General features: G+C 29.2%; 9 protein-coding genes. All 9 read right to left on the reverse strand.

The genetic code is table 11. From position 1 onward, the window contains the following. Positions 1 to 4 precede the first annotated feature (4 nt). Positions 5 to 1,183 (reverse strand): ROK family transcriptional regulator, encoded by a 1,179-nt coding sequence (locus T514_RS0108025; RefSeq protein WP_027624311.1) that lies wholly within the window; start codon positions 1,181 to 1,183, stop codon positions 5 to 7. Positions 1,184 to 1,381: 198 nt separating this feature from the next. Then, a complete protein-coding gene (gene xylB, locus T514_RS0108030) occupies positions 1,382 to 2,917 on the reverse strand; it encodes a xylulokinase (RefSeq protein ID WP_027624312.1) in 1,536 nt (511 codons plus the stop codon). A gap of 115 nt (positions 2,918 to 3,032) precedes the next feature. Continuing rightward, complete coding sequence (gene xylA, locus T514_RS0108035) at positions 3,033 to 4,352, reverse strand: xylose isomerase (protein ID WP_027624313.1); 1,320 nt, start codon at positions 4,350 to 4,352, stop codon at positions 3,033 to 3,035. Between the two features lie 34 nt (positions 4,353 to 4,386). Next, on the reverse strand, positions 4,387 to 5,532 hold the full coding sequence (locus tag T514_RS0108040) for a sugar ABC transporter permease (RefSeq protein ID WP_027624314.1): 1,146 nt from the start codon (positions 5,530 to 5,532) through the stop codon (positions 4,387 to 4,389). Further along, positions 5,522 to 7,054 (reverse strand): xylose ABC transporter ATP-binding protein, encoded by a 1,533-nt coding sequence (locus T514_RS0108045; RefSeq protein WP_027624315.1) that lies wholly within the window; start codon positions 7,052 to 7,054, stop codon positions 5,522 to 5,524. Before T514_RS0108045 ends, T514_RS0108040 begins: the two co-directional genes overlap by 11 nt. Positions 7,055 to 7,131: 77 nt before the next feature. Beyond that, positions 7,132 to 8,190 carry a D-xylose ABC transporter substrate-binding protein gene (gene xylF / locus T514_RS0108050; RefSeq protein WP_027624316.1) on the reverse strand — a complete coding sequence of 353 codons (1,059 nt, stop codon included), beginning with the start codon at positions 8,188 to 8,190 and terminating at the stop codon, positions 7,132 to 7,134. Between the two features lie 165 nt (positions 8,191 to 8,355). After that, positions 8,356 to 9,723 (reverse strand): response regulator, encoded by a 1,368-nt coding sequence (locus tag T514_RS0108055; RefSeq protein WP_027624317.1) that lies wholly within the window; start codon positions 9,721 to 9,723, stop codon positions 8,356 to 8,358. A gap of 1 nt (position 9,724) precedes the next feature. Continuing rightward, complete coding sequence (locus T514_RS0108060) at positions 9,725 to 11,182, reverse strand: sensor histidine kinase (RefSeq protein ID WP_207640924.1); 1,458 nt, start codon at positions 11,180 to 11,182, stop codon at positions 9,725 to 9,727. A gap of 1 nt (position 11,183) precedes the next feature. Then, positions 11,184 to 12,173, reverse strand: a complete 990-nt coding sequence (locus tag T514_RS0108065; RefSeq protein ID WP_034868551.1) for a sugar-binding protein — start codon at positions 12,171 to 12,173, stop codon at positions 11,184 to 11,186. Between the last annotated feature and the right edge of the window lie 17 nt (positions 12,174 to 12,190).

Below are 12,190 nucleotides of genomic sequence, written 5' to 3' on the forward strand. Positions count from 1 at the left end.
TTCTCTAAATTATCTTACTTCCTAAAAAAAATAATTTATTATATGGAAGTAACGCTGCTCCTTTAATAGACGAATCTTTTTTTAGTTTAGATAGTAATATTCTATTATCTTTTTCATTATAAAATTTATTTTCTATAAATACTTTTTCATTTAAATAATTTAATAAGTTATCCTCGTATTCACTAATTTCACCACCAACAACCACATAATGTGGATCCAATGCTAAAATTATATTTTGAATTCCGATACTTAAATAATCTATATATCTTTTCCACACTTTAATTGCGATTTCTTCATTATTATCTAGTTTATTAAAAAATTCCTTTAATAGACTTATCTTTTCTGTTGAATTATTATTATAATAATTTAAAAGAGCTCTTTCTGATACATACATTTCCCAGCAGCCTTTTCTTCCACAATTGCACTCTATACCATTAGGTACAATTGTCATGTGTCCAAATTCACCTGCTCTTTTGTTCTTTCCCTTATATAAATTATCTTCAACTATTACGCCTACTCCTATACCTTCAGTTATAGATATGTATACTAAATTTTTCATTTCATTACCTATGCTTAAATTAATTTCTGCATAAGCAGCCGCATTAGCTTCATTTTCTATATATACAGGTATATTTATTCTGCTTTGAAATTTTTGAAAACATATATTCTTTACCATCAAGTTAGGTGCAATTTCTAATAACATTTTTTCTTCATTCACAGTTCCAGGTAAAGAAAATCCTACGCCTAGCACTTTGTATCTTTCTATTTTTGTCTCTTTTATAGCTATATCTATTTCTTCTTCTACTTTATCTAAAACTTTATTAAAATTTTGAAGACAGTTCATTTTAAAATACTTATCATATTGTATTTCTGAATCAAGATTTACAAGTATTATTCTTACATAATGTGGTTTAACTTCTACACCAAAAGAGTATCTAGCTGAAGAAATAAATTTCACAATAACTGGTTTTCTACCACCAGTTGAATCCCCAACTCCCGCTTCCTCTAAAATACCTTCTTTTATCAGTTCATTTACATTATTTATAATTGTTGGAACACTTATATTAAGCTTTTTTGATATATCCTGTTTGGTTAATTCTCTTTTTTTATATAGTAAATTTATTATTCTTTTCTTATTTGTAATTTTTATTGTTTCTTGATCTAAAATATTTAATTTAATCATATTACTCCCCTGTAAAATATATAAAATCATCATAAATTAATTTAAATTTTTTCTATAATTACATTATAATTCTATTTTTGTTCCTTTCAATGAACTTTATTAAGTTCATTAGTATATTATTAAAATTAAAGAAGCTGTTGGTTAACTATTTTCACCACCAGCTTAGAAATCTGTTTATTTACTATCTATATTTTCTAACTATTCATTGTCAATGTCATATAGAGATTTAAAATTATGTTCTAAAGATACATATAGATCTTTATATGCTTCATAATATTTTGTATATATATTATGATTTTCTTCTATAGGAGTTTGTAAATTTTCTCTAGCTATTACCTTATCACAAGCTTCCTCTACTGAAGAATATATTTCTGCTCCAACACCTGCAAGAAGTGCTACTCCTAATGCTGGTCCTTCACTTGAATTAATTGTTACAACTTCACTTTTAAACATATCTGATTGCATTTGTCTCCAAAGGGGACTTCTTCCTCCCCCTCCAGATGCCCTCACTTCTTTAACATCTATGCCTAATTCCTTTATGATTTCCATACAATCCTTTAAACTATAGCTTACACCTTCCATAACCGCTCTTAGCATATGAGCTTTTGTATGACGAGGAGTTAATCCAAAAAATACTCCCTTAGCATAAGGATCTAAATGTGGAGTTCTTTCTCCCATTAAATATGGAAGATAAATAAGTCCCTCACAACCTGGTAGTACATTTATTGCTTCCTTTGTCATAAGTTCATAAGGATCTACTCCCATAAGTTTTGATGCTTCCTTTTCTGAGTTGCAAAAGTTATCTCTAAACCATTTTAAAGATAGTCCTGCTCCCTGGGTTACCCCCATTACATGCCAAGTATTAGGCACCGCATGACAAAAAGTATGAACTCTTCCTAATGGGTCTATAGTAACTTTATCTGTATAGGCAAAAACTACTCCTGAAGTTCCTATAGTAGATGATACTATTCCAGGTTTTACAATACCATTTCCTATAGCTCCTGCTGCTTGATCTCCTGCTCCTCCAACTACTATGGTACCTTCTTTAAGTCCTGTAAGTTCTGCTACTTCACTTGTTACTTTTCCTGTAACTTCTTGTGATTCATATACTGGAGCTAACAGATCTTTATCTATTTGCAACTTTTCTAATACTTCTTTACTCCAATTTCTTTCTCTTACATTTAAAAGTTGCATACCACTTGCATCTGAAACCTCTGTTGCAAATTCTCCTGTAAGCATAAATCTTACATAATCTTTTGGAAGCAATATTTTATGTGCTTTTTCATAAATTTCAGGCTCGTTATTTTTAACCCACATAATTTTTGAAGCTGTAAATCCTGTTAAAGCTGGATTTGCTGTTATTTCTATTAATCTTTCTTTTCCTACCAAATTAGTTATTTGTTCACATTCTTTGCTAGTTCTTTGATCTGCCCATATAATAGAAGGTCTCAATACTTTGTTTTCTTTATCTAATAGCACAAGTCCATGCATTTGACCTGATAATCCTATACCTTTTATATCCTCACTATTAACTCCACTTTTTGTTATAACAGTTCTAATACTTTTTACTGTTGCCTGCCACCAATCTTCAGGTCTTTGTTCAGCCCAACCCGCCTTTGGTTGATAAAGTTCATATTCTTCTGTAGCACTGCTTATTGTATTCCCACAACTATCAAATAACACAGTTTTTGTGCCAGATGTTCCTATATCTATACCCAATAAATATTGTTTCATACTTAACGCCTCCCTTTTTAGTTCATAATTAAAAATTTTATAAATTGAATTAACAGTGAAAAGCTTGGAGGGGTCTAAGCTTCCCACTGTTTTCAATTATATTATATTGTATTTTTTATACCTCAGTTATATATTGATTTACTATGCTTTCAAGCATTTCCTGTCTTCCTGATACATTATTTATTTCTTTTAACTCTAAAGCATGTTTTTCTAATTCTTTAAATCCAACTTTTCCTTCTACAATATCTTTTCCTATGCCAGTATTATAACTTTCATATCTTTTATCTATAAAGTTTTCTAATACTCTATCTTCTAATAATTTCTGTGCAACCTTTAATCCCCTTGCAAATGCATCCATACCAGCAATATATCCATAGAATAGATCTGATGGTTCAAAAGAAGCTCTTCTTACTTTTGCATCAAAGTTAAGTCCACCTTTGTTTAATCCGCCATTTTTTAATATTTCATACATAGCAAAAGTTGTATCGTAAATATTTGTAGGGAACTGATCTGTATCCCATCCTAGCATCAAATCTCCTTGATTTGCATCTACACTTCCTAAAGCTCCATTAACTCTTGCTATATTTAATTCATGCTGGAAAGTATGCTGTGCTAATGTAGCATGATTAGCTTCTATATTCATCTTAAAGTGTTTCTCTAAGTCATACTTTCTTAAGAATCCTAAAACTGTAGCTACATCAAAATCATACTGATGTTTTGTTGGCTCCTTTGGCTTTGGCTCTATTAAGAACTGTCCATCAAAACCTATTTCTTTAGCATAATCTACAGCCATGTGTAATAATCTTGCGAAATTATCTAATTCTAATGTAGTATTTGTATTCAATAAAGTTTCATATCCTTCACGACCGCCCCAGAATACATAGTTTTGTCCGCCTAATTCTTTTGTAACTTCAATGGCCTTTTTAACCTGAGCTGCTACATAGGCAAAAACATCTGCATTAGGAGAAGTAGCTGCACCATGAACAAATCTTGGATTAGTAAAAGCATTAGCTGTTCCCCAAAGAACCTTTTTATCTGAATCCTTTAAAAATCCCTTTATATACTCTACTATTATATCTAAATTTTTATTAGTTTCTCTTAAATTACTTCCTTCTGGTGCAATATCTCTATCATGAAAACAAAAGAATTCCATTCCCAATTTGTCCATAAACTCAAAGTTCGCTCTTACTCTAGCTTTAGCTAATTCAATAGGATCTGTAATACCATCCCAAGGACGAATCATTGTTCCTGCTCCAAATGGATCAGCACCATTTGCAGTATAAGTATGCCAATAGGATACTGCAAAACGTAAATGCTCTTTCATTGTTTTATGTCCGATTTTTTCATCTGGATTATAATATTTAAAAGCTAATGGATTCTTTGAACCTTTTCCTTCATATTTTATTTGTGGTATATCTTTAAAAATCTCCTGCATAATAATATCCTCCTCATAATAATTAAATTTTAAATTAAGATTGTTTATTCTTGGAAGTTATATCTAACCAAACTGCAATTAATAATATTAAACCTTTAACTATATACTGCCAGAATGGTTGAGTATTTAACATACTCATTCCATTATCAATACTTGCCATAACTAGAGCTCCTACTAAAGCTCCACTTACAGAACCTGCTCCACCTGCTAAACTTGCTCCACCAATAACACAAGAAGCAATAGCGTCCAATTCAGCATTTTGTCCTGCTGCTACAGAACCTGCATTTAATCTAGCTGCTAAAAGAATTCCAGCTATAGCCGCCATTAATCCGTTAATAGCATAAATTATTAAAACACTTTTATTTACATTTATACCTGATAACTTAGCTGCTTCTCTATTACCACCAATTGCATATATTCTTCTTCCAAATACTGTATTGCTGCTAACAAATGAGAATATTATAGCAAGTACAAGCATTATAAATACAGGTACAGGGAAACCTTGATATTTATTAAGTATAACTATAAATAATACTGTCATTACAGTTATACCTGCTATTTTTGCAAAATCTAAAATTTTTGAAGGCATTTCTAATCCATATTTAATTTTTTTCTTTCTGCTATTTGATATTATTAAGATACTGGCTAATATGGCTAATATACCTACAACATAACCAAACATATCTGGAAAATAAGCTTGTCCCACTATCTTTAAATCTTTTGTCAACGGTGCTACTGTTTGCCCTTTACTTATTCCAACAAGCGCTCCTCTAAACACTAACATTCCTGCAAGAGTAACAATGAAGGATGGAACTTTTTTGTATGCTATCCACCATCCATTCCATAATCCTAAAAGCAATCCTAAAACTAACACTATTGCTATAGTAGTTATAGCGTTCATCTTATACCATACATTTAGTATAGCTGCAATTCCTCCTAATAGTCCTAGTAATGAACCTACTGATAAATCTATTTCTCCTAATATAATTACAAATACCATTCCAATTGCCAAAATTCCTGTTATAGACATCTGTCTTAAAAGATTAGATAAATTTCTTGGAGTTATAAAATTTCCATGAGTTGTAACAGTAAATATTATCCATATAGATACCATTGCTATTATCATGGTATATAATTTGGAATTAATTTTTATTTTTGTAGTTTCTTTTTTATTTTCCATTCTTGCTACCTCCTATAGCACATTCCATAATCTTTTCTTGAGTTAACCCTTTATTTATAAAGTCGCCTTTTAATTCTCCTTCATGCATTACAAGGACTCTGTCACTTATTCCTAGTACCTCTGGAAGTTCTGATGATACCATAATTATGGATATACCTTTCTTTACAAGTTCAAACATTAGTTTATATATCTCATACTTTGCACCTACATCTATTCCCCTAGTAGGTTCATCTAATATTAATATTTTAGGTTCTACTAAAAGATTCTTTGCTAAAACTACCTTTTGTTGATTTCCTCCACTTAGACTACCCACATTTAAATCCATACTGGAGGTTTTTATTTTTATTTCTTCAATGTATTTTTTTACATCTAATATTTCCTCATCTTTATTTATACAATTAAACTTACCTTTATAGTTAAGTATGTTGGCTATAGTTATATTGTTTCTCACAGACATATCGGCTATAATCCCATGTCTTTTTCTATCTTCTGGGACCATTGCAATACCATGCTTCAATGCATCACTTGGTCCTTTTATATTAAGCTTTTGTCCTTTTAGATAAGCTTCACCTTCATATTTACCAGGATAACTTCCATAAATGCATGAAACCAATTCAGTTCTCCCTGATCCTATAAGTCCAGCTATACCTAAAATTTCTCCTTTTCTTAATTTAAAGCTTAAATCCTTAACCTTCTTTATTTTCTTATTTACGCTATCATAGGCAACAAAATTCTTTACCTCAAAGAACTCTTCCCCTATTTGATGTTCTTCCCTAGGGTATAAATCCTTCATTTCTCTTCCAACCATCATGTTTATGATCTTTTCTTGAGTTAAATTATCAATAGATTCTGTGCCTATAGTTTTTCCATCTCTTATTACTGTAACATTATCTGCTAAAGCCATTACTTCATTTAATTTATGTGATATATATATACAGGTAACACCTTTTGCTTTCAATCTATTCATTATGCTCATAAGTACTTCAACTTCACTATCTGTTAACGAAGCTGTAGGTTCATCTAATATAAGTAACTTAGCATTTTTCGATAAAGCCTTTGCAATCTCAACTAATTGCTGTTGTCCTATACCTAACTCCTTTATTTGTGTAGCTGGATTTACATCAAGCCTTACCTCATCCAATAATTTTTTTGTCTTATTATACATTTCATTAAAATTAATAATTCCATGATTACTAATTTCTGAACCAATAAATATATTTTCACTAATTGATAATTCCTTAATTAAAGCCAATTCCTGATGAATAATTACAATTCCTAAATCCTCTGAATCTTTTATCCCATTTAAATTTATTTTTTTACCTTCATATATTATTTCTCCACCATAGTTTCCTGTTTTATAAATTCCACTTAAGACTTTCATCAAAGTAGATTTACCCGCACCATTTTCACCACATAATGCATGTATTTCTCCTTCTTTAACTTTAAGACAGACATTATCCAAAGCCTTTACACCTGAAAACTCTTTAGTTATATTATTCATTTCTAATATATATTTGCTCATATAAATTACCTGCCTTTTTATTCAATTTTTACTAAAAGGGAAATTAATCTTCCCTTTTAGTAAAATATAAACTTTAATTATTTTTTATTAACTTCTTCCATAGTATGGAATCCATCTTTTACTATTGTTTCTTTCATATTATCTTTAGTTACAGCTATAGGAGCTAATAATTTTGATTTAACATCCTTTTTCCCGTTGTTTACACTACCATTTGTCTCCACATCTTCACCTTTAGCCATCTTAACTGCCATTTCAGCTGCATTTGTTGCTAATGTTTTTATTGGTTTATAAACTGTCATTGTCTGCTTACCTTCAACTATTCTTTGACATGCTGCTAAGTCTGCATCCTGTCCTGAAATAGCTACTTTACCATCTAACTTCTGAGCTGCTAAAGCTTGTATTGCTCCACCAGCAGTACTATCATTTGAAGCTACAACTGCATCAATTTTATTGTTATTAGCTGTCAATGCATTTTCCATTATCTTTAAAGCTTCTTCTGGTAACCAATCTTTTGCCCACTGATCTCCAGCAACTTTTATCTCTTTTTTATCTATAAGTGGTTTTAAAACATTCATTTGTCCTTTTCTAAATAATTTAGCATTATTATCAGTTGGTGAACCTCCCATTAAGAAAAAGTTTCCTTTTGGAACTTGTTTAAGTAAAGCTTCTGCCTGTAATTCTCCAACTTTTACATTATCAAAGGAAATATAATTATCTACATCACAATTAGTTAATAATCTATCATATGCTAATACTTTTACTCCATTTTTATGTGCTTCTTCTACTATAGCACCCATAGCTTCTCCATTATGTGGAATTACAACTAGTACATCTATTCCTTGAGAAATTAAATTTTCTGCTTGTGAATATTGAGTTTGGTCATCTCCATTAGCTGATTGAACTAAAACCTCAGCGCCAAGTTCCTTAGCTTTTGCTGAAAACAGGTCTCTATCATGCTGCCATCTTTCAAGTCTTAAGTCATCAATACTCATACCTATTTTAATTCCTTTTTTACTATCTTTCTTTGCTGCTGTATCTGCTGTTTCTTTTTTACCTGAACAACCTGCTAATGCAGCTGTTGTAATAACTGTCATTAACGCTAATGTTATTACCTTAAAAAGCTTCTTACTTTTCATTTAAACTCCCCCTAATCAATTCTTTGATATTGTTTACAATTAAATTTTATCTATAACTTCCAACTTTATCTATGCACTTATTTGTCTAAAAGCTATACATATCTGTCCTCTTTTGCGGCAAAAAAGTGCTATATAGCATTACTTTGCTATATAGCACTTTTTTATCTAATATACTTTTACATTGGACTTATATTCTGTGGGACTAACTTTTTCTACCTTTTTAAACACTCTGCTAAAATAATTTGGATCATTATATCCTACTTTAAAACATATTTCTTTTATACTTAAATCTTGCTCTTTTAACATTTGTTTAGCTTTTTCAATTCTGATTTCTGTAATATATTCCGAATAATTTATCCCAATAAACTCCTTAAAGGTTCTACTAAAATAGTATGGACTTAAATTAAATTCATTTGCTACCTTATCTAATGTTATGTCCTTATAATAATTATTTTTTATATAATCTATAGATTTTAATAGTATATTTTTGCAATTATTTTCATCTTCCTTATATAAATCACACATATTATACTCTGTATGATTATTTCTTAAACTTTCATGTTCCTTAAATTGTTTATCTGTAATACATTTTTCATGTATTATTGCACTAATATCCTGAAAATGTTTTACATTTACATCAGATATAGTATGATTTACTGATACATATGCTTCTTCATAAGACTTTATTAAACTATCAATACCTCTATATTGTTTTCCTATACCTACACTTAAGGACACACCAAATTTCTCTTTAACTTCTTTTCTTATTTTTCTTCCAAAATTTATAGAATCAATTCTTACAGAATAATCATCTTCTATACCATTTTCTATAAATAATACAATATTCTCTGTAAAAGAGCCATTCGCTAATGATTTATAATACCTATTAACTAACTCCTTTATAAATTCAGTAATATCACTTTTCAACATTTTCTTTTCATCATAATTCATAGTTGCATAGTTATACTTTTTATTTAACTTTATAATCATAGCATAACCTAACTTAAAATCAATATCTAAACATTCCATGCACATAGTATAATCTATAAGATTTAAACCATTGCTTATTATTGAATAACTTAGTTCATTCTCAATCATAGGTTTTACATTATATATTTGTTCTTTTAGAATTAATTCTTTTTTCTTTTTAATCTTTTTTTCCTGTAAACATTCTATAGCCTTATCTATCTTTTCTAAAAAAACTTCTCTATTAAATGGCTTTAACAAATATTCTTTTACATTATATTCAATAGCTTCTTTTGCAAAGTTAAAATAATCATAGGCTGTAAGAATTATAAAATATGTATCTTTATGAATTTTTTTAATTTCTTTTATAGATTCTATACCATTTATACCAGGCATCTTTATATCCATCACAAAAATATCTGGCTTTTCCTTGTCTGATATTTCAATAGCTTCCCTACCATTTTTTGCTTCAAAAACATTTATATTAGCCCCATATTTTTTCATTAGAGTACTTTTTATAACCCTTCTCTCTAGCTGTTCATCATCAGCTATTAAAAGCTTCCACATATTAATTCACTTCCCCCCTTCTTATTTTTATATAAATGGTTGTCCCTTTATCTTCTTCACTTTCAATATGAAATACATCCTCATCATTATAAAAAAGCTTAAGCCTATTAATTACATTTTTTATGCCTATTCCAGTAGTATGCCCAATATGTTTTTCTTTGTCATCCTTCTTAAGAATTGCATTTAAAGTTTCAATATCCATTCCTTGTCCATTATCTTCAATTTTGATTATGCAAAAATTTTTCTCTTTATATACATCTATATCTATAACTCCCCCATCTTCCTTAGGCTCTATACCATGTATAAAAGCATTCTCAATTAATGGTTGTAATGACATTCCTGGAATTTTTATATTCTCTAAATCTTTGCCTACATTTATATTAAATTTTACTCTATCACCAAATCTAGTTTCTTGTATATACACATATTGTTTGATTATATTTATTTCATCTTTTAAATAAGCTTGATTATCCATCATACTTAAACTATATCTTAGAAGTTGAGATATAGAATTTATAAGCTTTTCTGTTTCACATGCCTCTTCTATTATCGCTGTTTGGGTAACACAATTTAACGTATTAAATAAAAAATGTGGATTTATTTGAGATTGAAGAACTTTAAGTTGAGTTTCTTTTAGCATATTTTCAACTTGAAGATTTATCATCTGTTGATCTTTTAATTTCTTCTCTAATATAGCATTTTCTTGTATAGTATTTATCAACTTATTAATATCCTTTACCATTGTTTCAAATCCTTCTCCAAGAATATCTATTTCATATATACCTGATTTATTTATCTTAACTATATCAAAATTACCCTTAGAAACTTTATTGGCATTTGTAACTAACTCTTCTATAGGATCAGTAATATCTTTTGAAAAAATAAAAGCTATCATTATACAATTACATGTTATTATAAAAAACAAAATAGTAGTTATTAAGTTATTAAGCTTATTTCTCTCATCTAATACCTTATACACATTTCTATTATAATTTAGATAACTATTGTGTAATTTATAAATATATTCATTACAGTATTCTGATATTTGTTTTGTCTCCACAAAATCATTATAAAACTTATCTGTCTTTTCGTATCGTCCAAATTTTTGTAACGCATCTATTCCCGATTCCCTATAGCTATCTAAAAGATTTTCTAAATCTCTTAGTATATATAGACTGTCTGTGTTTAAGTCTTCTTCTAAACTATTTATTTGCTTTCTAGCTTCATCGTAAAATTTTAAATATTCCTCATAATCACTTCGAGTTTTACTAGAAAAATACTTATCAAAATAAAAAGTGGAATTTGTTATGTTTTTTCCTACACTATCTATTACAATCATTTTGTTTATCATGTTGCTATACTTCTTTTCTACTGTTCTTCCCTGTAATATAGTATAAAAATTAATAAAAACCATACATATTACTATTATTAATATTAGTAGTAATAGCTTAAATTTCAAACTATTTTTGTTCACTATTCTGCTCACCCTCATATCTAGTATAATAATGTATATTTTTTCCACTTAAAACCAGCACATTTGTTAAATAATCTCCTTGTATATTTTTCCCTTGAAGGTTATCCATTATCATATTTACACTTCTATATCCCATTTCATAAGGTTTTTGAACTATTGCAGCACATACGATTCCTTTTTTTATATTTTCTATAGTTTCTGGTAAATCATCAAAGCATATTATGTTTATTTTTCCTGCCATATTCAAATCATTAACAGCTTTAGCAGCCCCTACTCCATCTAGAGCACTAGTACAAAATAAAGCGTCAATTTTCTCATTAGATTTTAATATCTTTTTAGTCCCTAACTCTGCTTCTAAGGCATATGATCCAGAAGATTCAATAGTTGTGATTTTGATATTAGAATATTTTTTTAAATAATCCGTAAATCCTTTTACTCTTTCTATTTGATTTTTAACTTCTTTTCCTCCCATAATTATAGCAACTCTTCCTGAAACCCCCACCCTACTTATAAGCTCTTCTGCCGCTTTTTCCCCAGCTTTAATATTATCTGTTCCAATGTAACCTAGTCTCTTACTTTTCTTTGCATCAGAGTCCACAGTAACCACAGGTATACCTTTAGCAACAGCTTTATTTATATAAGGAGTATATTCATCCTCATCTTGTACATAAGTTATTATTCCACTTACCTTTGAAGCTATCGCTACATCTATGAGTTTTATTCCTGTCTTTATACTAGCAGCCTGTGGTCCATTATATTCTATAACCGCTCCCCTTTCTTTAGCTGCATCCTCTGCCCCTTTTTTAACATACCACCAGTAAGGGTTTTGGTATACATGGGCCAATAACACTATTTTAGGCTTTAATTCGCTTTTTTTGGTATTGCATATTTCATTATTATTAATACGCCATAATAAAATTACAGAACAAAATACCATAGTACCTAAAAAAATTAAATATATCTTATTTCTTCTCATAAATATAGTCCACCTTT

Origin of the sequence: Clostridium lundense DSM 17049 (assembly GCF_000619945.1) — a bacterium.
GTDB classification, from domain to species: domain Bacteria; phylum Bacillota; class Clostridia; order Clostridiales; family Clostridiaceae; genus Clostridium_AO; species Clostridium_AO lundense.

What these genes read in the sequence shown, in the direction of transcription:
- T514_RS0108040 (WP_027624314.1), bottom strand. Translation starts at nt 5,532, where the DNA reads ATGGAAAATAAAAAAGAAACTACAAAAATAAAAATTAATTCCAAATTA.
- T514_RS0108055 (WP_027624317.1), bottom strand. Translation starts at nt 9,723, where the DNA reads ATGTGGAAGCTTTTAATAGCTGATGATGAACAGCTAGAGAGAAGGGTT.
- T514_RS0108025 (WP_027624311.1), bottom strand. Translation starts at nt 1,183, where the DNA reads ATGATTAAATTAAATATTTTAGATCAAGAAACAATAAAAATTACAAAT.
- xylB (WP_027624312.1), bottom strand. Translation starts at nt 2,917, where the DNA reads ATGAAACAATATTTATTGGGTATAGATATAGGAACATCTGGCACAAAA.
- xylA (WP_027624313.1), bottom strand. Translation starts at nt 4,352, where the DNA reads ATGCAGGAGATTTTTAAAGATATACCACAAATAAAATATGAAGGAAAA.
- T514_RS0108065 (WP_034868551.1), bottom strand. Translation starts at nt 12,173, where the DNA reads ATGAGAAGAAATAAGATATATTTAATTTTTTTAGGTACTATGGTATTT.
- xylF (WP_027624316.1), bottom strand. Translation starts at nt 8,190, where the DNA reads ATGAAAAGTAAGAAGCTTTTTAAGGTAATAACATTAGCGTTAATGACA.
- T514_RS0108045 (WP_027624315.1), bottom strand. Translation starts at nt 7,054, where the DNA reads ATGAGCAAATATATATTAGAAATGAATAATATAACTAAAGAGTTTTCA.